We start from the raw sequence: 23,543 nt of genomic DNA on the forward strand, positions 1-23,543 counted from the left end.
TGCCGTACTCAAGTACAGCCTGCGGCTAGCTTCCTAGTTTGCTCTTTGATTTTCATTGAGTATTAGTTACTTGCCCCAGAAGTAGCATCCGCATCTCCATGGCCTCCGTCAGCTGAGTCAGAAGCACCAGAAGTAGCATCGGCATCTCCGTGACCTCCAGCAGGAGCAAACGGACCGCTTCCTCCTACCAAGCGTTGACCTGTTTCTTTCAAGTACCAGTCAAGCCATGGTTGGAAGTTAAAGACAATTTCATTGATACCAGCATATGAACCATCAGGATAGTACATTGCTTGGTAGTTGTGAGTATTGATAACACCAGCAGGTGAACCTGGAACAATGGTACGTACGTATTCTTGGTTACCGTTTCTAAGAGTTCCAATAACCCACTCAACGTTTTTCATACGTGCAGGTGGAAGTGATCCATGAACTGTTGACATACGGCTACCAGATTGAGATGGTACACGTTTTGCAAACATGGTGTCTGGATCTTGGTGAGCATTGTTGTAGTAGAGGAATTGGTTGTTATCGTCAGCGTATGTCAATTCAAAAGGCATAGCTTTCAAGAACATATCAATTTGGTTAACAGTCAAGATACCATGGTCAAGTTTAACATATGTATCACCAGACACAGCGCCTGTAATTTCTGCAACTTTTTCTACCCATTCTGGATCATCAGGGTCAACTTCTGTAATAGTTGTAGCGATTGGTTTTCCACAATCCAAGTCTTCTGGTTCAATTGGTTTTGGTTTTTTCAATTTAGAAACGACTCCTACGTATTTGACAAAGTTATCTAAACAAGTTTCAAGGAATTTAACAGTTCCTTCGTTGATAATATTTCCATTAGCATCAAAAGCTTCTTTAGCTTTTCCAAGAAGGAATTCATTCCCTGGAAGAGTATAGGCATTTACACCTGGAGCATCAAGAATCTTACGAAGGTGAACTTGCGCACGAGAAGTTCCTTGGTCGTAGTATGAAGCGCCCACGATCATCACTGGTTTGTTTTCGAATGGATGTACTTCATATGAAAGCCATTCAAGAACTGACTTGAGCGAAGCAGAAATTGTATGGTTGTGCTCAGGAGTAGCAATAATCACACCATCAGCACGAGTAATTTTATTGTAAAGAAGGCGCAATTGGAAGCTTTCGTCCCATTTTTCGTCTTGGTTAAACATTGGAACTTCATCGATTTCAAGAACTTCTAATTCAAATTTTAGTTTGAAGTTACGACGGATGAATTCCAAGAGTTTGCGGTTATATGATTGGTCGTAGTTTGATCCAACAAGTCCAACAAATTTCATTCTTTCGATCTCCTATCTTACAAATTTTCCCAGTCAAATTCTTCTGCATCTTTACGAAGAAGTTCTTGTGCATTACGCAATTTTTCAGTAATCTTGACAAAGATACGGAAGTCATCAAAGATGGCATCCAATTTCTTGATGACATCAAGATCTACCAAGTCACCATTCTTATCGAATGCTTGAAGAGAATGAGAGAGCAAGAACTCATCTGGGAGAACATTTGCTTTAATTTCTGGTGCATTCAAGATTTGACGGAGTTGCAATTGAGCACGTGATGAACCGAGTGTACCGTATGAAGCACCTGTGATCATCACTGGTTTGTTAAGGAGTGGAAATACTCCATAAGAAATCCAAGCAAGAGCGCTCATAAGAACAGCAGGAATTGAGTGATCATATTCAGGAGTACCGATAATCACACCATCAGCTGCTTCAATTTTTGCAACAATTTCTAAGGCTTCTGCAGGAATAAGTTTATCTGCAGGTTTGTTGAAGACTGGTAGGTCTTTAATTTCTACCAATTCGATTTCTGCTTTATCAGCAAAGTGTTTTTGCATATATTGAAGCAGTTGGCGGTTTGTGGAACGTTTAGAGTTAGTTCCTACAATAGCAATAAGTTTTAGCATGAGCTTTCCTTTCTCTTTTTGCATTATTTATTATTTATCTTTGGATACCGGATGAACAAGCGATATGTCCATCTTTATCAATAAGGATGGCTTCGATTCCATCGATATTTTCGATTTGCCACATGATAGAAGCGCTACGTTCACCAAACAATCGTGTGGTCCATATCTCACCATCAACTGAGCGGTCAGATATAATCGTTAAACTAGCCAAATCCGTCTCAATAGGATAGCCAGTTTCACTATCGAAAATGTGATGATAATCCTTTCCATCGATTTCAAGATGCCGTTCATAAATTCCAGAAGTAACAACAGATTTTCCAGTAATAGATAAGGTCATCAGGTGATTACCACGTGGATGATTAGGGTCTTGAATACCAATTTGCCAAGGTTGTCCATTTCTGGCTTGGTTATTACCAATGGTAAGGATATTTCCCCCGAGATTGATAAGAGCAGAAGTGACACCATTTTCTTTTAAGAAAGTAGCAACCTTATCTGCGCTATAGCCCTTGGCTAAACAACCTAAATCAATTTTCATTCCTTTCTTTTCTAAGAAAACAGTAGAAGCAATTGAATCAAGTTTGATAAAACGGGGATCTATCAATGGTAAAACCGAAGAAATTTCTTCCGGACTAGCAACTTTTGCATCGGAAAAACCAATACGCCAGGTTTGTACCAAGGGACCAATGCTGATATTGAGATGACTTCCAGGAGCTAGACTGTGTTCTAATCCTAAAGAAATCAGTTCAAACAGATCAGGGTGGACCTTAACTGGGGCAATTCCTGCCTGATAGTTAACTTCCATCAATTCCGATTCGATACTATTCGCATTAAATCGAAATTCAAGTTCCTTGAGCAAATCAAAAGCTTGACGGAGAAGATTGTCCGCTTGTTCATGTACCAAGGAAATAGTAATCGTAGTTCCCATTAACCGTTCAGATAATGAACTGAGAGGCAAAAAATCAACCCCCTTCAAATCAATTGGAAATAGTTGTAAATCCAGATATGAAAGCAATCTGAAGATTTATATTTCATTTCCATATAAATAGAATATCACAAAGTCAGCGTTTTCACAAATTATTTTTTACAAAAAGTCAAGAAATATGCTTGAATAAATAAAAAATGTGCAAAAAACTTTGAAAAGATTGAAAATAAATTGATATATATTTCAAAAAAATTTCAAAAAAACAGTAAACTAGTCAAAAAACTTGTAAACGCTCACAGATAATGATATACTAGAAAGGTAAATAAAAAATTAAAGGTAGGAATTATCTTATGAGTAAAATTGTAGTCGTGGGTGCTAACCACGCTGGAACTGCTTGTATCAACACTATGTTGGACAATTTTGGAAGTGAAAATGAAATCGTTGTCTTTGACCAAAACTCAAACATTTCATTCCTAGGATGTGGAATGGCTCTTTGGATTGGTGAGCAAATCGATGGTCCAGAAGGTCTCTTCTACTCAGATAAAGAAAAATTGGAAGCAAAAGGTGCTAAAGTTTATATGAACTCACCAGTTCTTTCAATTGACTATGATAATAAAGTTGTTACTGCTGAAGTTGATGGAAAAGAACACAAAGAATCATACGAAAAATTGATCTTTGCGACTGGTTCAACTCCAATTTTACCACCAATCGAAGGTGTTGAAATTGTTAAAGGTAACCGCGAATTCAAAGCAACTCTTGAAAATGTACAATTCGTTAAATTGTACCAAAACGCAGAAGAAGTTATCAACAAACTTGCTGACAAGAGCAAACATCTTGAGCGTATCGCTGTTGTCGGTGGTGGATACATCGGTGTTGAGCTTGCTGAAGCATTCGAACGTCTTGGAAAAGAAGTTGTCCTTGTTGATATCGTAGACACAGTCTTGAACGGTTACTACGACAAAGACTTCACGCAATTGATGGCTAAGAACTTGGAAGACCACAACATCCGTTTGGCGCTTGGACAAACTGTTAAAGCTATCGAAGGTGACGGTAAAGTTGAACGCTTGATCACTGACAAAGAAACATTCGATGTTGACATGGTTGTTCTTGCAGTTGGTTTCCGTCCTAACACAGCTCTTGCTGATGGCAAGATTGAACTTTTCCGCAACGGTGCCTTCCTTGTAGACAAGAAACAAGAAACATCACTTCCAGGAGTATTCGCTGTGGGTGACTGTGCGACTGTTTATGACAACGCTCGTAAAGACACTAGCTACATCGCTCTTGCATCAAATGCTGTACGTACTGGTATCGTAGGTGCTTACAATGCTTGTGGACATGAACTTGAAGGAATCGGTGTTCAAGGATCAAACGGTATCTCTATCTATGGTCTTCACATGGTTTCAACTGGTTTGACTCTTGAAAAAGCTAAAGCTGCAGGCTACAATGCTGTTGAAACAGGCTTCAACGATCTTCAAAAACCAGAATTTATGAAACATGATAACTATGAAGTAGCAATCAAGATTGTCTTTGATAAAGACAGCCGTGAAATCCTTGGTGCTCAAATGGTATCTCGTGATTCAGCAATCAGCATGGGAATTCACATGTTCTCATTGGCTATTCAAGAACATGTTACAATTGAAAAATTGGCATTGACAGACCTATTCTTCTTGCCACACTTCAACAAACCATACAACTACATCACAATGGCTGCACTTACAGCTGAAAAATAATGATTTGTAAAACGGAAGTTTTGTTTCTTCCGTTTTTATCATCAAAAAAATAGTAACTTCAAATTCAAAGTTACTATTTTTGTTGTCTATGTGTTAGGAAGTTTCTTCTTTTACAAAGGTGAAGCCTTCCCCAAGAATTTCGTGAGCTTCAGTGATGGTAATAAAGGCCTTAGGATCAATCGTATGAATCAATTCTTTCATCTTAACCATTTCATTTCTTGCTACGATACAGTAGATAATTTTTAAATCTTTTTGACTGTAGTAACCTTGTCCAGATATGAAGGTGACACCTCGACCTAACTCTTCATTGATTTTATCTGCCACTTCCATAGGCTTTTGAGTGATAATCATAAAACCTTTTCCAGCATATCCGCCTTCACCAATCAAGTCAATAACTCTTGAGACGATGAAGTCAAATAGAAGTGTATAAGTAACGAGACGAAGGTCTTGGAAGATAATTAAAATGAGCATTAAGATGAGGAAGTCTAGTGCAAAGAGTAATTTCCCTACGGAGATATTGGTGTACTTGTTCAGGATTCGAGCGACGATATCTGTTCCACCAGTGGTACCACCAGCATTGAAGATAACACCTAGACCAAGTCCCAAAAGAACACCCGCAACCAAGGCAACGATAACCAAATCTCCTTCAAGATTAAAGTGGAGAGGAATCTTTTCAAAGATTGCTAACCAAATGGATAAGGAAATAGTACCAAGCAGGCTACTGTATAGGGTCTTTGCACCAAATATTTTCCAGGCTAGAATGAATAATGGGATATTGATGATGAGGTTCATCACGGAGATAGGGATGTTAAAGAGATAATAGGTAATCAAGGTGATTCCCGTTGCTCCACCCTCGAATAAGTGGTGGGGCACAACAAAATACGTGAGTCCGAAGGCATAAATGGCAGCTCCGAATATTATGGTTAAAATAGATTTGATATGCCGTAGCATTGAACGCACCTCCCATTTTTATTTGAGTCTATAGCAGTAACAGCCCACAAGTATACAAGATTTTATTTGATTTTCATGGACTGAATTTTTTCAGGGTCGGGTGTGACACGGAGGGTCTTTTGCCCAGTATAGGTGACAAAACCAGGTTTTCCACCAGTTGGTTTGTTGAGTTTTTTGACCTCAATCATATCTACTTGAACCAGGTTGGAGAGACGTCCCTTAGAGAAGTAGGCTGCAAGTTCTGCTGCGTCTGTTTTAACCTCATCAGTAGGATTGAGATTGCCAGAGATAACAACGTGACTTCCAGGGATGTCCTTAGCGTGGAACCAGAGTTCTTCTTTACGGGCCATTTTAAAGGTTAATTCCTCGTTTTGTAGGTTATTGCGCCCCACGTAGATGATCGTTTTTCCATCACTAGCTAGATACTGCTCTGGTTTCTGTCGTTTCTGGATTTTTTCCCTTTGTCTTCGACGGATAAATCCTGTTTGGATTAATTCTTCTCTAATTTCAGCAATTTCATCGAGTCCGGCTTGATTGAGTACCGTTTCGACACTTTCTAGATAGAGAATGGTTGCCTTGGTTTCTTCAATCAGGTCAGTCAAGTATTTAACAGCTTCTTTTAATTTCTGATAGCGTTTGAAGTAGCGTTGAGCATTTTGGTTTGGCGTTAAAGCCTTATCAAGTGCAATCGTGATAGGCTGATTGGTGTAGTAGTTTTCCAAAATGACTTGATCTTGGTCATTGGGAACTTGATGGAGGAAAGTGGTTAGTAACTCACCTTTTTGACGAAATTCTTCTGCATTTTCGGTAGCAAGAAGTTCTTTTTCCTGTTTCTTTAGTTTTTGACGATTCTTTTGTAGTTCGTTTTCGACGCGACGTATGAGTTCGCTAGCCTGCTGTTTGACACGATCACGTTCGGCTTTATCCTTATAATAGATATCAAGTAATTGTGAAAGACTGTCAAAATTCTCCGCTGTTTTACTAGAAAAAGGCACACAAGAAAAGGATTTATCTGTTAGGCAAGGTTTGGTTTCTTGTCCAAAGAAGTTCCGGAAAGTGGCTAGTTTATCATTAAGCAGTTGTCTTTCTAACTCGGTTGCTGTATCTCTTCCCAAACCTTGAAAGAGGATTTGAAGGTTTTTAGCTGTCAATTCTTGAGTTTGAAGAATTTCAAAGAGTTTTTCATCCTTGATGCTAAAAGGATTCAGAGTCTCTGTACTTGGAGGAGCGATATAAGTAGCACCTGGTAATAAAGTACGGTAGCTATTTTGAGAGAAACCGATATGCTTGATAACTTCAAGAATTTTGTGACTAGACTGATCTACAAGGAGAATATTGCTATGTTTGCCCATAATCTCGATAATAAGCGTGGCCTGGATATGGTCCCCAATCTCGTTTTTATTGGAAACCGTGATTTCCACAATACGATCGTTTTCAATTTGTTCGATTGACTCGATAACTGCTCCTTGAAGGTACTTTCTCAATACCATAATAAAAGTAGATGGCTGAGCAGGGTTTTCAAAGGTTGATTCTGTTAACTGGATGCGTCCAAAAACTGGATGGGCAGACAGGAGCAAACGATGACTTTTACGATTGCTACGGATTTGCAGGACCAATTCTTGGTCAAAGGGTTGATTTATCTTTTGGATGCGACCATTTAGTAGTTCAGTTCGCAATTCCTCAACCATGTGGTGTAAAAAAAATCCATCAAATGACATGGTTCTCTCCTCGTGAATGTATTCCATAGTATTATATCAAAAAGGTAGAATAAAATCATAGAAATGTGATATAATAAAGCCAAGTAAAGAGAATCGAGAAGCACATGTATATTGAAATGGTAGATGAAACTGGACAAGTTTCAAAAGAAATTTTAGAACAAACACAGGAAATTTTAGAATTTGCTGCAAAAAAAATTGGAAAAGAAGACAAGGAAATGGCGGTCACATTTGTGACCAACGAACGAAGCCATGAACTCAATCTAGAGTTTCGTGATACCGATCGTCCAACAGATGTCATCAGTCTTGAATATAAGCCGGAGTTAGAGATTGCCTTTGATGAGGAAGATCTGGAAAATGATCCTGACTTGGCAGATATGATGTCAGAATTTGATGCTTATATCGGTGAGCTTTTCATTTCCATTGATAAGGCACATGAGCAAGCTGAGGAGTACGGTCATAGTTTTGAACGTGAAATGGGCTTCTTGGCAGTGCACGGCTTTTTACACATTAACGGCTATGATCACTACACTCCCGAGGAAGAAGCGGAGATGTTCGGTTTACAAGAAGAAATTTTGACAGCCTATGGACTCACAAGACAATAAACGAAAATGGAAAAATCGTGACCTGATATCCAGTTTAGAATTTGCCATTACCGGGATTTTTACTGCGATTAAGGATGAACGTAATATGAGAAAGCATGCAGTGACAGCTCTAATAGTTGTCCTTGCAGGTTTTGTTTTTCAGGTGTCACGAATCGAATGGTTATTTCTGCTTTTGAGCATTTTCATGGTAGTAGCTTTTGAGATTATTAATTCAGCTATTGAAAATGTAGTAGATTTGGCTAGTCACTATCACTTTTCTATGTTGGCAAAAAAAGCTAAAGACATGGCGGCTGGTGCCGTACTTGTAGTCTCTCTTTTTGCCGCTTTGACAGGTGCACTCATCTTTCTCCCACGGATTTGGGATTTATTATTTTAAACAGTAAGAGGAAATTATGACATTTAAATCAGGCTTTGTAGCCATTTTAGGACGTCCAAATGTAGGGAAGTCAACTTTTTTGAATCACGTTATGGGGCAAAAGATTGCTATCATGAGTGATAAGGCGCAGACAACGCGCAATAAAATCATGGGGATTTACACCACTGATAAGGAGCAAATTGTCTTTATCGATACACCAGGTATTCACAAGCCTAAGACAGCGCTCGGAGATTTTATGGTAGAGTCTGCCTATAGCACCCTTCGTGAAGTGGACACCGTACTTTTCATGGTGCCAGCAGATGAGGCTCGAGGTAAGGGTGATGATATGATTATCGAGCGTCTTAAAGCTGCTAAAGTTCCTGTCATTTTGGTGGTAAACAAGATTGACAAGGTCCATCCAGACCAGCTTTTGTCTCAGATAGATGATTTCCGTAATCAGATGGACTTTAAAGAGATTGTACCTATCTCAGCCCTTCAGGGAAATAACGTTTCTCGTCTAGTCGATATTCTCAGTGAAAATCTTGAGGAAGGTTTCCAATATTTCCCAGCGGACCAAATTACTGACCATCCAGAACGATTCTTGGTTTCTGAGATGATTCGTGAAAAGGTCTTACACTTAACTCGTGAAGAAATTCCACACTCAGTTGCAGTAGTGGTGGACTCAATGAAAAGAGATGAAGATACTGATAAGGTTCACATTAGAGCAACTATTATGGTCGAACGTGACAGCCAAAAAGGGATTGTCATCGGTAAAGGTGGTGCCATGCTCAAGAAAATTGGGACTATGGCCCGTCGTGATATAGAGCTCATGCTAGGAGACAAGGTCTTCCTAGAAACTTGGGTCAAGGTTAAGAAAAACTGGCGAGATAAGAAGCTTGATTTGGCTGACTTTGGCTATAACGAAAAAGAATATTAAGAAGAGGTGGGCAGTAGCCTGCTTCTTGTTTTTAGAGAAGGAGGAGTTATGCCTGAATTACCTGAGGTCGAAACGGTTCGACGAGGCTTGGAAAAATTGATTCTGGGTAAGAAGATTTCGAGTATAGAAATTTGCTATCCCAAGATGATTAAGACAGATTTGGATCAGTTTCAGAAAGAATTGCCTGGTCAAGAGATTCAATCGATGGGGCGCCGTGGCAAGTATTTACTTTTCTTCCTGACAGACAAGGTTTTGATTTCTCATCTTCGGATGGAAGGCAAGTATTTTTACTATCCAGACCAGGTTCCTGAACGTAAGCATGCCCATGTTTTCTTCCAGTTTGAAGACGGTGGCACTTTAGTTTATGAGGATGTACGCAAGTTTGGAACTATGGAATTGCTTGCTCCTGAACTCTTAGATGCTTACTTTGTATCTAAAAAGCTTGGACCAGAACCTACTGAGCAAGATTTTGATTTAGGAAGATTTAAACGAGCCTTGAAAAGGTCAAAAAAACCTATTAAATCTCATTTACTTGACCAGACGCTAGTTGCAGGATTGGGAAACATTTATGTAGACGAAGTACTCTGGAGGGCCAAGGTTCACCCTTCTAGACTTTCTAACAGTTTAACTGCTCAAGAGGCTAGAAAAGTCCATGATCAAACCATTGAAGTCTTGGGGCAGGCTGTTGAGAAAGGCGGTTCAACCATTCGTACCTATACCAATGCTTTTGGTGAAGATGGAACCATGCAGGACTTTCATCAGGTCTATGATAAGACTGGAGAGGCATGTTCTCGTTGTGGATCCATCATCGAAAAAATTCAACTCGGTGGTCGTGGAACCCATTTTTGTCCAAAATGTCAAAGGAGAAAGTGATGGGAAAAATAATCGGAATCACTGGTGGTATTGCGTCAGGTAAGTCCACTGTCACAAATTTTCTAAGACAAAAAGGGTTTGAAGTGGTAGATGCGGATGCTCTTGTTCACCAACTTCAAAAACCTGGTGGTCGCCTTTATCAGATTTTAGTAGAGCATTTCGGTGAAAAAGTCCTTCTAGAAGATGGGGAACTGAATCGTCCATTACTTGCCAGTCTTATCTTTTCTAACTATGAGGAGAGAGAATGGTCTAAACAGACTCAAGGACAAATCATCCGTGAAGAATTGGGCTCTTTGAGAGACAAGTTCGCTCAGACTGAGGACATATTTTTCATGGATATTCCATTGCTTTTTGAACAGGACTATGCTTCATGGTTCGATGAAACTTGGCTAGTTTATGTAAATCGTGATGTTCAATTGGAGCGATTAATGAACCGTGATCAGTTATCCCAAGAGTCAGCTAAAACTCGTTTAGCTTCACAGTGGCTCTTAGAAGAAAAGAAGAAATTTGCTACTTATATATTAGACAATAATGGCAGTCGAGAGCAGCTTTTGAGTCAAGTAGTGACCTTACTTGAAGGAGGCGATGCCCATGCAAGAGATTAGTTGGAAGGATAATCTTCGTATTGCTTGGTTTGGTTGCTTTTTAACGGGAGCCAGCATTTCTCTTGTTGTTCCTTTCATGCCTATTTTTGTGGAACAGTTAGGAGTTAAAGGGGATCAAGTTGCCTTTTATTCAGGTTTAGCTATATCAGTCTCAGCCATTTCTGCAGCCTTTGTATCACCAATTTGGGGAATATTGGCAGACAAGTATGGTCGAAAACCTATGATGATACGAGCAGGTCTAGCCATGACCATCACTATGGGTGGTCTGGCCTTTGTTCCAAATGTTTTCTGGCTCTTGTTCTTACGGTTTCTTAATGGAGTTTTTACAGGATTTGTACCTAATGCGACAGCTTTAATTGCAAGTCAAGTTCCCAAAGATAGGTCGGGATACGCTCTAGGGACTTTATCAACTGGTGTTGTCGCTGGAACTTTGACCGGTCCGTTTGTAGGCGGCTTCATTGCTGAAATTTTTGGAATTCGAAATGTCTTTTTATTGGTTGGTAGTTTCCTGTTCTTGGCAGCTATCTTAACCATTCTTTTTATCAAAGAAAACTTTCAACCATTGCCAAAAGAAAAAGCACTGCCTACAAAAGCGCTCTTTACTTCTGTTAAATACCCTTTTCTCCTGATAAATCTATTTCTAACTAGCTTTGTGATTCAATTTGCTGCCCAATCTATTGGTCCCATCCTTGCCCTCTATGTACGAGATTTGGGACAGAAAGAGAATCTTCTCTTTGTCTCTGGTTTGATTGTATCCAGCATGGGATTTTCAAGTATGATGAGCGCAGGCATCATGGGTAAATTAGGTGATAAAGTGGGCAATCATCGACTACTTGTCGTAGCTCAGGTATATTCAGTTTTCATATATCTATTATGTGCAAATGCGACTAGCCCATTCCAATTAGGCTTCTATCGTTTTCTATTTGGTCTGGGGACGGGAGCTCTGATACCTGGTGTCAATGCTCTTCTAAGCAAAATGACCCCTAAAGTTGGCATTTCAAGGGTATTTGCCTTTAATCAAGTCTTTTTTTATCTAGGAGGAGTGATAGGTCCCTTAGCAGGATCAGCAGTAGCGGGACAATTTGGCTATCACTCAGTATTTTATGCAACAGCTCTTTGTGTAGCTATCAGTTGTTTATTTAACCTTATCCAATTTAAAACATTATTAAAAGTGAAGGAAATCTAGTGCGAGTAAAAATCAATCTCAAATGCTCCTCTTGTGGCAGCATCAATTATCTAACCAGTAAGAACTCCAAAACCCATCCAGACAAGATTGAGGTCTTAAAGTATTGCCCAAAAGAAAGAAAAGTGACTCTACATCTTGAATCTAAGTAGAAATTATGGTAGAATAATAGGGATTTTAAGGAGTTTGATATGTATAACCTATTATTAACCATTCTATTAGTATTATCTGTTGTGATTGTGATTGCAATTTTCATGCAACCAACTAAAAACCAATCTAGCAATGTATTTGATGCCAGTGCAGGTGATTTGTTTGAGCGTAGCAAAGCGCGCGGTTTTGAAGCTGTGATGCAACGTTTGACAGGAATTTTAGTCTTTTTCTGGCTAGCCATTGCCTTAGCATTGACGGTATTATCAAGTAGATAAGAAAATAATGGGCGGGACTAGGTCTTTGCCTATTTTTATTTTTATACTCTTCAGAAATCTCTTCAAACCACGTCAGCTTTCATCTGCAACCTCAAAACGGTGTTTTGAGCAACCTGCGCCTAGCTTTCTAGTTTGCTCTTTGATTTTTATTGAGTATTAAATGATGTTTGAGAAGGTTTTACAGCAAAAGGAATTTAAAAAATCTAGAAAGAAAACATGAAAGATAGAATAAAAGAATATATACAAGAAAAGGGACGAGTCACAGTCAATGACTTGGCTCAAGCTCTCGGAAAGGATGGTTCAAAGGACTTCCGTGAGTTAATCAAAACTCTTTCCTTGATGGAACGTAAGCACCAGATTCGCTTTGAAGAAGATGGTAGTTTAACCCTAGAACAGAAGAAAAAACATGAGATTACCCTGAAAGGAATTTTCCATGCGCATAAAAATGGGTTCGGTTTTGTAAGTCTTGAAGGCGAAGAAGACGATCTTTTTGTTGGGAAAAGTGATGTTAACTATGCCATTGATGGCGATACTGTTGAAGTTGTCATTAAGAAAGTTGCTGACCGTAACAAAGGAACTGCTGCAGAAGCAAAGATTATCGACATCCTAGAGCACAGTCTAACGACAGTTGTTGGGCAAATCGTTCTTGATGAGGAAAAACCCAAGTATGCAGGTTACATCCGTTCAAAAAATCAAAAGATTAGTCAACCAATCTACGTTAAAAAGCCAGCTATTCAATTAGAAGGTACAGAAGTTCTCAAGGTCTTTATTGATAAGTACCCAAGTAAGAAACACGATTTCTTTGTCGCTAGTGTCCTAGATGTTGTTGGACATTCTACAGATGCAGGGATTGATGTCCTCGAGGTCTTGGAGTCAATGGACATTGTATCTGAGTTTCCAGAGGCTGTTCTTAAAGAAGCAGAAAATGTGCCAGATGCTCCATCAGAGAAGGATCTGGAAGATCGTCTGGACTTAAGAGATGAAATTACCTTTACCATTGATGGAGCGGATGCAAAAGATTTGGATGACGCTGTTCATATAAAACCATTGAAAAATGGAAATATCGAACTAGGTGTTCACATCGCAGATGTTTCTTACTACGTAACTGAGGGATCTGCCCTTGATAAGGAAGCTCTCAATCGTGCGACCTCTGTATATGTGACAGACCGTGTAGTTCCAATGCTACCAGAACGCCTTTCAAATGGTATCTGTTCCCTTAATCCTCAAGTAGACCGCTTGACTCAGTCTGCGATTATGGAAATTAATAAGCAGGGTCGTGTTGTGAATTATACGATTACGCAGACCGTTATCAAAACAAGTTTCCGTATGACCTATAGTGATGTCAATGACATCCTAGCAGGTGATGAGGAGAAGAGGAAAGAGTTCAAGAAAATTGTCCCAAGCATCGAACTTATGGCTAAGCTTCATGAAATCTTGGAAGGTATGCGGATTAAACGTGGAGCTTTAAATTTTGATACCAATGAAGCTAAGATTTTAGTAGATAAAAAAGGGAAGCCAGTTGATATTGTTCTTCGTCAGCGTGGTGTTGCTGAACGTATGATTGAGTCCTTTATGCTGATTGCCAATGAAACAGTTGCGGAACACTTTAGCAAGCTTGATTTACCTTTTATCTATCGTATTCATGAGGAACCTAAAGCTGAAAAAGTTCAGAAGTTTATTGATTACGCTTCAAGTTTTGGATTACGTATTTATGGTACTGCCAGTGAGATAAGCCAGGAAGCTCTCCAAGATATCATGCGTGCTGTTGAAGGAGAGCCTTATGCAGATGTATTGTCCATGATGCTTCTCCGTTCGATGCAACAAGCTCGTTATTCTGAGCATAATCATGGTCACTATGGCCTAGCCGCGGACTATTACACTCACTTTACTAGTCCGATTCGCCGTTATCCTGACCTTCTTGTTCACCGTATGATTCGTGACTATGGACGTTCTAAGGAAGTGGCGGAGCATTTTGAACAGGTCATTCCAGAGATTGCGACTCAATCTTCAAACCGTGAGCGCTGTGCCATCGAGGCAGAGCGTGAAGTCGAAGCTATGAAAAAAGCTGAATACATGGAAGAGTATGTTGGTGAAGAGTACGATGCAGTTGTTTCAAGTATTGTTAAATTTGGTCTTTTTGTTGAATTGCCAAATACAGTTGAAGGCTTGATTCACATTACCAATCTACCTGAGTTCTACCATTTCAATGAACGTGATTTAACCCTTCGTGGGGAGAAATCAGGAATTACTTTCCGAGTGGGACAGCAGATCCGTATTCGTGTCGAAAGAGCAGATAAGATGACTGGTGAGATTGATTTCTCCTTTATTCCAAGCGAATTTGATGTCATTGAGAAAGGTTTGAAACAGTCTGGTCGTAAGGATAGAAGTCGTCGTTCAGATAAGAAAGAAGACAAGAGAAAAGCTAGTCGCTCAAGTGATAAGCGCAAGCATTCTCCAAAAGATAAAAAGAAAAAGAGCAAGAAACCTTTTTATAAGGAAGTAGCAAAGAAAGGAGCTAAGCATGGCAAAGGGCGAGGGAAAGGTCGTCGCGCAAAATAAAAAGGCGCACCACGACTATACAATCGTTGATACGCTAGAAGCAGGAATGGTCCTGACAGGAACTGAAATCAAGAGTGTTCGAGCAGCCCGCATCAATCTGAAAGATGGGTTTGCCCAGGTTAAGAATGGGGAAGTTTGGCTGAGCAATGTCCATATCGCTCCTTATGAAGAGGGCAATATCTGGAACCAGGAGCCAGAACGCCGTCGTAAACTTCTCCTTCATAAAAAACAAATCCAGAAATTAGAGCAAGAAACCAAAGGGACAGGGATGACCTTGGTTCCTCTTAAAGTTTATATCAAAGATGGCTATGCCAAGTTACTTTTAGGACTTGCTAAAGGGAAGCACGATTACGATAAACGTGAGTCTATCAAACGGCGCGAGCAAGATCGCGATATTGCGCGTGTTATGAAAGCTGTTAACCACCGATAGAAAGAGTGAAGAATATGGAAAAACTAGTTGCCTACAAACGCATGCCTGTCTGGAATAAAGACACCATGCCAGAAGCTGTTCAAAGAAAACACAATACTAAGGTTGGAACCTGGGGCAAAATCACTGTATTAAAAGGAACCCTTAAATTTATTGAATTAACTGAAGAGGGAGAAATTATAGCTGAGCACCTCTTTGAAGCGGGTGCCAATAATCCCATGGCTCAGCCTCAAGCCTGGCACCGTGTAGAAGCTGCTACAGATGATGTAGAATGGTACTTGGAATTTTATTGTAAACCTGAGGATTATTTCCCTAAGAAATACAGTACTAATCCAGTCCATTCGGAAGTCTTAGAAGCTATGCAGACGGTAAAACCGTGTAAGGCACTAGATTTGGGTTGTGGTCAAGGAAGAAATGCACTCTTTCTCGCTCAACATGGATTTGATGTCACAGCAGTGGACCAAAATGAGCTGTCCCTTGAAATGTTACAAAGCATCGTGGAGCAAGAAGACTTAGAAATGCCTGTAGGTCTCTACGATATCAATTCAGCTAGCATAGGCCAAACTTACGATTTTATCGTTTCATCGGTTGTGCTCATGTTTTTACAAGCAGAACGTATTCCTGCTATTATCCGAAACATGCAGGAACAAACCTCTATTGGTGGCTACAATTTGATTGTTTGTGCCATGGATACGGAAGATTATCCATGTTCAGTTAATTTTCCCTTTACCTTTAAAGAGGGGGAATTAGCAAATTACTATCAGGACTGGGAATTGATCAAGTACAATGAAAATCCTGGTCATTTGCACCGTCGTGATGAAAATGGCAATCGAATCCAACTACGCTTTGCAACTATGTTAGCAAGAAAAGTAAAATAAAAATCTTAAAACGAATAGCTATCCATTTCTATTCGTTTTTTCATATAAAGACTTGAGGGACAATCAACTGAATTATGCTATACTAGATGTGTAGACGATGCTAAAGACAATTTCTTAACCCGTATTTCTATGAAGTTTATAATAAGAAATTTTAAATTTTCCATACAACTAGCAAATTTTAAATAGGGAGGTAGCGACATGCCTAGTCTTTTAGTCGAACTTTTTGATCATCACACTATCGAGAAAAATGTTTATCAGACTTTTATTTGTGATTGTGATGAGGTTTTATTTCTCTCCCTGAAAAAAATTGCAGAAGATGAAAGATTGGCCTTGAAACATTTTTTGCTGGATCAAGTTTCCCATGTAAAACAAGTGCATTTTCGGCAAATAAGTCTGGATAAGATTACGGATGATTTGAATCTTTTCTTGACTAACTATGATTCGGTGACCTTAGATGTTTTTGGAGGAGATTCGATATTAGCTATTTTTCTGTATCAGTATGGTTTGGAAAAGCAATTACCGATTATTGCAATAGATATTGAGCAAGGAAAACAATTTAAATGGAAAATGGGTAAAGTGGAGAAGGAAGAGTTAGTGATTCCTAACCTAACCATTGAACAGTTGATGGCCTTAAGGGGTGGTAAACTCATCAAATCGAAACAACCTAAATACAGTCCGAAACAAATTACTGCCATCAAAAAACTAGCAAACTATGCAATTTTAAACCCAGAAGAATGGTATCAGATCACTCAATTCTTTGCTTTAGCAAAAACAGCTGATTTTCACGCTGAAACAGCAAAAGTTTTGGAAAGTAACGGTAAAAAGTACCTTTATCCAGAATCTATAATTCCTCTACTAACAGAAGCTAACTTGATTCATATTGAAGAGGAAAGTTCCGAATATATTAGTTACACTTTTTCTAGCCCCGAGGCACAATTACTCTGTCGCACAAAAGGTCATATTTTAGAATTATATCTCCATCTTTTAGCGATAGAATCAGAGTATTTTGATGAATGTATGATAGGGGCTGAAATTGACTGGAATGGTATTTTTCCTGAGGTCGATAATGTACAAAATGAAATTGATGTTGTCCTCCGTAAAGGTCAATCCATTATTTTTATATCTTGTAAAATGACAGACTTGTCTGTAGAAGCTATTAATGAACTAGAGGTATATGCCAATCATTTTGTTGGTGAAACTTGTTTGAAATTAATTGTTTGCTCTGGCAAAATCAATCCCGTATATAACCATCGTTGTCAAGAGTATGGTGTGCTGGTGATTAAACAAGATCAAATTTCAAATTTGATTCCCATGTTACAAAAACAGATCAAGAAGCATAAAATATGAGCTGGATTAAAGGATTATCCTCAAAATATAATGGAAAGGCTGGTTTTCTCAGCCTTTTTCTTATCCTTTTCGAATAAAGTAGAAAAGGAGGTTTTATGTTTTTAGCTAGAGATGAAAAAGGGCGCCTGGTCAATGCCTTGGAGGATGAACTAGTCAAACAAGCTTATTATTGTCCAGCTTGTGGAACAAGTGTCCGCATGAGAAAAGGGAAAAATGTGAGAAGGCATTTTGCACATGAAAGTCTCAAAAAATGTGATTTTTTCCATGAAAATGAAGGACCAGAGCATCTGGAAAACAAGAAAAGACTGTTTTATTGGGCTAAGGAGAATGATGCGGTTGAGATGGAATATCCCATACCTGAACTGAAGCAAATCGCAGATATCTTTATCAACAAGCAACTAGCTCTAGAAATTCAGTGTAGTCCCATTTCTTGTGAACTTTTACGGGAGAGAAGCAATGGTTATCGAAGTTTGGGAATTCAAGTTCTTTGGCTACTAGGAGAAAAGCTCTGGCTAAAAGAGCGGCTAACTCAACTTCAGAGAGATTTTCTTTACTTTAGTAATAACATGGGCTTTCATATTTGGGAGTTAGACCATAAAAAACAGGTTTTGAGACTCAAGTACCTCCTTCATCAAGATTTGAAAGGGAAACTCCATTATCAAGTCAAGGAATTTTCTTATGACAAAGGGAATCTTCTAGAAATATTACGGACTCCTTATCAGCAACAAAATATTATCACTTTCTCGGTCGAACAAGATAAGAACATTTGTCGTTACATTCAAAAACAACTCTACTATCAAAATCCCTACTGGATGAAGCAACAAGCCAAGGCCTACTTGAGAGGGGAGAACCTTTTGAATCTGAAGAAACAGGACTGGTATCCACAAGTAAGAACGATAGAAAACGGTTCTTTTTGTCAAATTAAACAGGATATTAGTGATTATTATCGTAACTTTCGGATTTATTATCAAAAAAATCCTCAAACAGATTTACAAAAGCTTTATCCACCTGCCTTTTATCAGCAATATTTCTTAAAAAATATGGTAAAATAGAAAGGATGGAGGAAACTTATGGTATTACAACGAAATGAAATCAATGAAAAAGATACATGGGATCTATCAACGATCTTTGAAACTGACCAGAAATGGGAAGAAGAACTCGCACTTTTAACGGAAGATACAAAACAAGCAGCTAGTCTTGAAGGACATCTCTTGGATAGTGCAGAAAGCCTTCTTGATATTACAGAGCGTTATCTGGACTTGAGTCGTCGCCTTGAAAAACTTTATGTCTATGCACATATGAAAAACGACCAGGATACACGAGTAGCTAAATATCAAGAATACTATGCAAAAGCCATGGCTCTTTATAGTCAACTTGATCAAGTCTTCTCTTTCTATGAGCCTGAATTTATGGCTATAACAGAAGATCAGTATCAAAACTTTTTGGAAGAAGAACCAAAACTCCAGCCTTATAAACACTTCTTTGATAAACTATTGCAAAATAAGGACCATGTCCTTTCACAACGTGAAGAAGAGTTGCTTGCAGGTGCTGGTGAAATCTTCGGTGCTGCTAGTGAAACCTTTGCTATTTTAGATAATGCAGATATCGTCTTTCCATTTGTTAAAGATGAAGATGGAAATGAAGTTCAATTGTCACACGGCGTTTATATGCGCTTGGTAGAATCTAAAAATCGTGAGGTTCGTCGTGGAGCTTATGAAGCCCTCTATGCTACTTATGAGCAATACCAGCACACTTACGCTAAAACCTTGCAGACCAATGTTAAAGTGCAAAACTACCGTGCAAAAGTTCGAAACTATAAGAGTGCGCGTGAAGCAGCTCTTGCAGCAAACTTTGTGCCAGAAAGTGTTTATGATAATCTAGTATCTGCTGTTCGTAAGCATTTGCCACTCTTGCATCGTTATTTGGCTCTTCGTTCAAAAATCTTGGGTATTCCAGATCTCAAGATGTACGATGTTTATACCCCATTGTCTTCAGTGGAATACAGCTTTACGTATGAGGAAGCCTTGAAGAAGGCAGAAGAAGCTTTGGCAGTTCTTGGTGAGGATTACATGAGCCGAGTTAAACGTGCCTTCAGCGAACGTTGGATTGATGTGTATGAAAATCAAGGCAAGCGTTCAGGTGCATATTCAGGTGGATCATACGATACAAATGCCTTTATGCTCCTTAACTGGCAGGATAACCTCGATAATCTCTTTACCCTTGTCCATGAGACAGGTCACAGTATGCATTCAAGCTATACGCGTGAAACACAACCTTATGTATACGGAGATTACTCAATTTTCTTGGCAGAAATTGCTTCAACTACTAATGAAAACATCCTAACAGAAAAATTATTACAAGAAGTTCAAGATGATGCAACACGCTTTGCGATTCTCAACAACTTCTTGGATGGTTTCCGTGGAACAGTATTCCGCCAAACTCAATTTGCTGAATTTGAACATGCTATCCATCAAGCTGATCAAAATGGAGAAGTCTTGACAAGTGAGTTCCTAAACAATCTCTATGCTGACTTGAACCAAGAATATTATGGCTTGAGTAAGGAAGATAATCCTCAAATCCAGTATGAGTGGGCTCGAATTCCTCATTTCTACTATAACTACTATGTGTATCAATATTCAACAGGTTTTGCAGCAGCTTCAGCCTTGGCTGAAAAGATTGTTCATGGTAGCCAAGAGGATCGTGATCGCTATATTGACTACCTCAAAGCAGGGAAGTCAGACTATCCACTCAATATCATGCGTAAAGCTGGTGTTGATATGGAAAAAGAAGATTACCTCAACGATGCCTTTGCAGTCTTTGAACGCCGTTTGGATGAGTTTGAAGCCCTTGTTGAAAAATTAGGATTGGCATAAGGCAGATGGTAAAGTCTTATAGTAAAAATGCCAATCATAACATGCGACGTCCTGTTGTCAAGCATGAGATTGTCGAGTTCATGCGCCACAGACAAAAGCAGGTGACGGGTTCCCTAAAAGAGCTAGAAAACTTTGCTCGCAAGGAGAATATTCCTATCATTCCTCATGAAACCGTCGCTTATTTTCGTTTCCTTATGGAAACCATTCAACCAAAAAACATTTTAGAAATCGGGACGGCTATTGGCTTTTCTGCCCTTTTGATGGCAGAGCATTCACCTAAGTCAAAAATCACCACTATTGACCGAAATCCTGAGATGATTGGTTTTGCCAAAGAAAATTTTGCAAAATTTGATAGCCGCAAACAAATCACTCTCTTAGAAGGTGATGCGGTAGATGTCCTGTCAACGTTGACTGAGACCTATGATTTTGTATTTATGGATTCTGCCAAGTCCAAATACATCGTCTTTCTACCAGAAATCCTCAAACACCTCGAAGTAGGTGGAGTCGTTGTCTTGGATGATATTTTCCAAGGAGGAGATATTGCGAGGGATATTATGGAAGTTCGACGTGGACAACGGACGATTTATCGTGGCTTGCAAAGACTATTTGATGCAACCTTAGACAATCCTGGCTTAACCGCTAGCTTGGTTCCACTTGGAGATGGGATTCTCATGCTAAGAAAGAATCAAGCAGAAGTAGAACTGCCTGATATTGATTGATTTCAGATATTTTTAAGACAATTTGGTAAAATAGATAAGGTAAACCTTTATTTAGTATACAAAAGGAGTAAACATGAAGAAAAAACTAATGGCAGGAGCCATCACATTGTTGTCAGTAGCTACTTTGGCTGCTTGTTCAAACAGTTCTGAAGGAACTGACTTGATTAGCATGAAAGGCGATGTTATTACTGAGCATCAATTCTTTGAAGAAGTCAAAAATAATGCGACTGCTCAACAAGTCTTGCTGAATATGACCATTCAAAAAGTTTTTGAAAAACAATATGGTTCAGAAGTAAGTGATAAAGAAGTAGATGATGCAGTTGCAGAAGAACAAAAGAAATACGGTGATAGCTATCAAACGATTCTCGCCCGTTCAGGTATGACTGCAGAAAGCCGTAAAGCTCAAATTCGTACAAGTAAATTAGTTGAGTATGCTGTTAAGAAAGCTGCTGAAGCTGAATTAACAGATGAAAACTACAAAAAAGCTTTTGAAGAGTATACTCCAGAAGTAACGGCTCAAATTATTAAACTTGATAGTGAAGATAAGGCTAAGGAAGTTCTTGCCAAAGCAAAAGAGTCTGGAGCTGACTTTGCACAACTTGCAAAAGACAATTCTACAGATGAAAAGACAAAAGAAAATGGTGGAGAAATCACCTTTGACTCTGCATCAACAGAATTACCAGACGTAGTTAAGAAAGCCGCTTTTGCGCTTGATGTCAACGGAATTTCAGATGTTATCACTGCTCCAGGAACTCAAGCTTATACAAGTAGTTTCTACATTGTTAAGTTGACGAAGAAATCAGAAAAATCTTCTAACTTGGATGATTATAAAGAAAAACTTAAAACAATCATTTTGACCCAAAAACAAAATGATGCAACCTTTGTTCAAGGTGTTATTAGTAAAGAATTACAAGATGCCAACATTAAAGTTAAAGATCCGGCCTTCCAAAATATCTTTACACAATACATCAAAGGCGAAACAACTTCTGACAGCAGCAGTAGCGCCTCAAACTAAGATAGTAATGAACTACCTTCCTCTGTCTGGAAGGTAGTTTTTAAGTTTATAAAATATCAAGATTATAGTTTTAAAAGTCCTAGTAACTTAAAACGCTCGATAGGTCGCATAAGGGACCACTCAAGACATTCTTGTTCAGAGTCCGTTTTGAGTAAAATTCGAATGTTTATACTGTAAGAGTTTTTTTCTAGGCTAAAAAATGGTATAATAGAATGTAAAACTAGAAATAATATGGGAAAATTAAAATATTTTTCCGAAAGATAGGTGACATATGAAAATAAGTAAAAGGCACCTGCTGAATTATTCCATTTTGATTCCTTATTTACTGTTATCCGTTTTAGGATTGATAGTAGTTTATTCGACAACGAGTGCAACTCTTATCCAAGAGGGAAAAAGCACCTTACAACTGGTTCGAAACCAAGGAATTTTCTGGATAGCCAGTTTGTTTTTAATTGCCTTGATTTATAAATTGAAATTAGGATTTCTACGAAATGAGAGATTACTCTTTATCGTCATGTTTGTTGAACTGATACTGCTAGCACTAGCACGTTTAATTGGGATTCCTGTCAACGGTGCCTATGGCTGGATCAAGGTTGGTCCTATCACGATTCAACCAGCAGAGTATTTAAAAATTATTATTGTCTGGTATCTAGCACAGCGTTTTTCAAAACAACAGGATGAAATAGCTGTATACGACTTCCAAGTTTTAACCCTTAATCAGTGGATTCCTCGAGCATTCAATGATTGGCGTTTTGTTCTACTGGTTATGATTGGTAGTTTGGCGATTTTCCCAGACCTTGGGAATGCTACCATCTTGATTTTAGTATCCTTGCTCATGTATACCATCAGTGGGATAGCTTATCGATGGTTCACAACTATTCTGGGCTTACTAGCTGGTGTCTCTATGATTTCCTTAACAGCTATTCGGATAATCGGTGTTGAGAAATTCTCTAAAATTCCCGTATTTGGTTATGTTGCCAAGCGGTTCAGTGCTTTTTTCAACCCATTTAATGACTTGGCTGGAGCTGGACACCAGTTGGCCAACTCCTACTATGCTATGGTTAATGGAGGATGGTTTGGTCTGGGATTAGGAAATTCTATTGAAAAACGAGGGTATCTGCCAGAAGCCCATACAGACTTTGTCTTTTCAATTGTCATCGAAGAGTTTGGATTTGTAGGAGCAAGTCTTATTCTCGCTCTCCTATTCTTCTTAATTCTACGAATCATTTTGGTAGGTATTCGAGCAAGGGATCCTTTCAACTCAATGGTAGCAATTGGTATTGGTGGTATGATTCTAATACAGGTTTTTGTTAACATTGGAGGTATTTCAGGCTTGATTCCTTCAACAGGGGTAACCTTCCCTTTCCTTTCGCAAGGGGGGAATAGCCTCTTGGTTCTTTCGGTAGCCATAGCATTTGTATTAAATATTGATGCCAGTGAAAAGCGTGCGCGACTTTTAAGCGAATACGACGCACAGCTTTAAGACATAGATAACAAGGAGAA

Annotated in this window: 23 protein-coding genes; 18 read left to right on the plus strand and 5 right to left on the minus strand. The window is 38.9% G+C overall.

What is annotated here, in order from left to right; all coding sequences use genetic code 11:
* Positions 1 to 62: 62 nt before the first annotated feature.
* Genes ADH81_RS00785 through ADH81_RS00795 form a run of 3 tightly spaced genes read right to left on the minus strand, consistent with a single transcriptional unit; the run spans position 63 to position 2,876 of the window.
* Positions 63 to 1,298, minus strand: a complete 1,236-nt coding sequence (locus tag ADH81_RS00785) for an NAD(P)H-dependent oxidoreductase (RefSeq protein ID WP_049525810.1) — start codon at positions 1,296 to 1,298, stop codon at positions 63 to 65.
* 17 nt (positions 1,299 to 1,315) lie between these two features.
* Positions 1,316 to 1,921, minus strand: a complete 606-nt coding sequence (locus ADH81_RS00790; protein WP_000915942.1) for an NADPH-dependent FMN reductase — start codon at positions 1,919 to 1,921, stop codon at positions 1,316 to 1,318.
* Between the two features lie 34 nt (positions 1,922 to 1,955).
* A complete protein-coding gene (locus ADH81_RS00795; RefSeq protein WP_049525812.1) occupies positions 1,956 to 2,876 on the minus strand; it encodes an FAD:protein FMN transferase in 921 nt (306 codons plus the stop codon).
* Positions 2,877 to 3,193: 317 nt separating this feature from the next.
* On the opposite strand from ADH81_RS00795, the gene nox reads away from it, so the two are divergent.
* Positions 3,194 to 4,573, plus strand: coding sequence for a H2O-forming NADH oxidase (gene nox / locus ADH81_RS00800; protein WP_049525814.1), 1,380 nt, complete (start codon positions 3,194 to 3,196; stop codon positions 4,571 to 4,573).
* Between the two features lie 93 nt (positions 4,574 to 4,666).
* Here nox and ADH81_RS00805 read toward each other — a convergent pair whose 3' ends face one another.
* A complete protein-coding gene (locus ADH81_RS00805) occupies positions 4,667 to 5,524 on the minus strand; it encodes a YitT family protein (protein ID WP_049525815.1) in 858 nt (285 codons plus the stop codon).
* Positions 5,525 to 5,586: 62 nt separating this feature from the next.
* Entirely contained in the window at positions 5,587 to 7,242 is a 1,656-nt protein-coding gene (locus tag ADH81_RS00810; protein WP_049503554.1) for an Rqc2 family fibronectin-binding protein, read from the minus strand.
* Positions 7,243 to 7,346: 104 nt separating this feature from the next.
* Here ADH81_RS00810 and ybeY point away from each other — a divergent pair, with 104 nt between their 5' ends.
* The 17 genes from ybeY (at position 7,347) to ftsW (ending at position 23,523) form a co-directional block, all read left to right on the plus strand.
* Positions 7,347 to 7,844 carry an rRNA maturation RNase YbeY gene (gene ybeY / locus ADH81_RS00815; RefSeq protein WP_000275150.1) on the plus strand — a complete coding sequence of 166 codons (498 nt, stop codon included), beginning with the start codon at positions 7,347 to 7,349 and terminating at the stop codon, positions 7,842 to 7,844.
* Entirely contained in the window at positions 7,825 to 8,220 is a 396-nt protein-coding gene (locus tag ADH81_RS00820) for a diacylglycerol kinase family protein (RefSeq protein ID WP_049525818.1), read from the plus strand. The genes ybeY and ADH81_RS00820 overlap by 20 nt, the downstream gene beginning before the upstream one ends.
* Before the next feature lie 16 nt (positions 8,221 to 8,236).
* Positions 8,237 to 9,136 (plus strand): GTPase Era, encoded by a 900-nt coding sequence (gene era / locus ADH81_RS00825; RefSeq protein ID WP_049503548.1) that lies wholly within the window; start codon positions 8,237 to 8,239, stop codon positions 9,134 to 9,136.
* 48 nt (positions 9,137 to 9,184) lie between these two features.
* A complete protein-coding gene (gene mutM / locus ADH81_RS00830) occupies positions 9,185 to 10,009 on the plus strand; it encodes a DNA-formamidopyrimidine glycosylase (protein ID WP_049525820.1) in 825 nt (274 codons plus the stop codon).
* Positions 10,009 to 10,614 carry a dephospho-CoA kinase gene (gene coaE, locus ADH81_RS00835; RefSeq protein ID WP_049525822.1) on the plus strand — a complete coding sequence of 202 codons (606 nt, stop codon included), beginning with the start codon at positions 10,009 to 10,011 and terminating at the stop codon, positions 10,612 to 10,614. The genes mutM and coaE overlap by 1 nt, the downstream gene beginning before the upstream one ends.
* The gene (locus ADH81_RS00840) at positions 10,601 to 11,800 is read left to right on the plus strand and encodes a multidrug efflux MFS transporter (RefSeq protein ID WP_049525823.1); all 1,200 of its coding nucleotides are present in this window, start codon (positions 10,601 to 10,603) and stop codon (positions 11,798 to 11,800) included. Before coaE ends, ADH81_RS00840 begins: the two co-directional genes overlap by 14 nt.
* Positions 11,800 to 11,949, plus strand: a complete 150-nt coding sequence (gene rpmG, locus ADH81_RS00845; RefSeq protein WP_001809104.1) for a 50S ribosomal protein L33 — start codon at positions 11,800 to 11,802, stop codon at positions 11,947 to 11,949. The genes ADH81_RS00840 and rpmG overlap by 1 nt, the downstream gene beginning before the upstream one ends.
* Positions 11,950 to 11,988: 39 nt before the next feature.
* On the plus strand, positions 11,989 to 12,222 hold the full coding sequence (gene secG, locus ADH81_RS00850) for a preprotein translocase subunit SecG (RefSeq protein ID WP_000282514.1): 234 nt from the start codon (positions 11,989 to 11,991) through the stop codon (positions 12,220 to 12,222).
* Between the two features lie 216 nt (positions 12,223 to 12,438).
* On the plus strand, positions 12,439 to 14,781 hold the full coding sequence (gene rnr, locus ADH81_RS00855; RefSeq protein ID WP_049525825.1) for a ribonuclease R: 2,343 nt from the start codon (positions 12,439 to 12,441) through the stop codon (positions 14,779 to 14,781).
* Complete coding sequence (gene smpB / locus ADH81_RS00860) at positions 14,744 to 15,211, plus strand: SsrA-binding protein SmpB (RefSeq protein ID WP_001051741.1); 468 nt, start codon at positions 14,744 to 14,746, stop codon at positions 15,209 to 15,211. Before rnr ends, smpB begins: the two co-directional genes overlap by 38 nt.
* Positions 15,212 to 15,225: 14 nt before the next feature.
* Positions 15,226 to 16,086, plus strand: coding sequence for an SAM-dependent methyltransferase TehB (tehB, locus tag ADH81_RS00865; RefSeq protein ID WP_049525827.1), 861 nt, complete (start codon positions 15,226 to 15,228; stop codon positions 16,084 to 16,086).
* Between the two features lie 198 nt (positions 16,087 to 16,284).
* Positions 16,285 to 17,433 carry a DUF1887 family protein gene (locus tag ADH81_RS00870; RefSeq protein WP_049525829.1) on the plus strand — a complete coding sequence of 383 codons (1,149 nt, stop codon included), beginning with the start codon at positions 16,285 to 16,287 and terminating at the stop codon, positions 17,431 to 17,433.
* 95 nt (positions 17,434 to 17,528) lie between these two features.
* Positions 17,529 to 18,485 (plus strand): competence protein CoiA, encoded by a 957-nt coding sequence (locus ADH81_RS00875; RefSeq protein WP_049525831.1) that lies wholly within the window; start codon positions 17,529 to 17,531, stop codon positions 18,483 to 18,485.
* Between the two features lie 18 nt (positions 18,486 to 18,503).
* Positions 18,504 to 20,306, plus strand: coding sequence for an oligoendopeptidase F (gene pepF / locus ADH81_RS00880; RefSeq protein ID WP_049525833.1), 1,803 nt, complete (start codon positions 18,504 to 18,506; stop codon positions 20,304 to 20,306).
* A gap of 5 nt (positions 20,307 to 20,311) precedes the next feature.
* Positions 20,312 to 21,025 carry an O-methyltransferase gene (locus ADH81_RS00885; protein ID WP_075230470.1) on the plus strand — a complete coding sequence of 238 codons (714 nt, stop codon included), beginning with the start codon at positions 20,312 to 20,314 and terminating at the stop codon, positions 21,023 to 21,025.
* A 73-nt stretch (positions 21,026 to 21,098) separates the two neighbouring features.
* Positions 21,099 to 22,040: a peptidylprolyl isomerase PrsA gene (prsA, locus tag ADH81_RS00890; protein ID WP_045763302.1), complete on the plus strand. Its 942-nt coding sequence runs from the start codon at positions 21,099 to 21,101 to the stop codon at positions 22,038 to 22,040.
* Positions 22,041 to 22,311: 271 nt separating this feature from the next.
* Positions 22,312 to 23,523, plus strand: coding sequence for a cell division peptidoglycan polymerase FtsW (gene ftsW, locus ADH81_RS00895; RefSeq protein ID WP_049525835.1), 1,212 nt, complete (start codon positions 22,312 to 22,314; stop codon positions 23,521 to 23,523).
* Positions 23,524 to 23,543 lie beyond the last annotated feature (20 nt).

The sequence above is a fragment of the Streptococcus pseudopneumoniae genome, assembly GCF_001072925.1.
GTDB lineage: Bacteria > Bacillota > Bacilli > Lactobacillales > Streptococcaceae > Streptococcus > Streptococcus pseudopneumoniae_Q.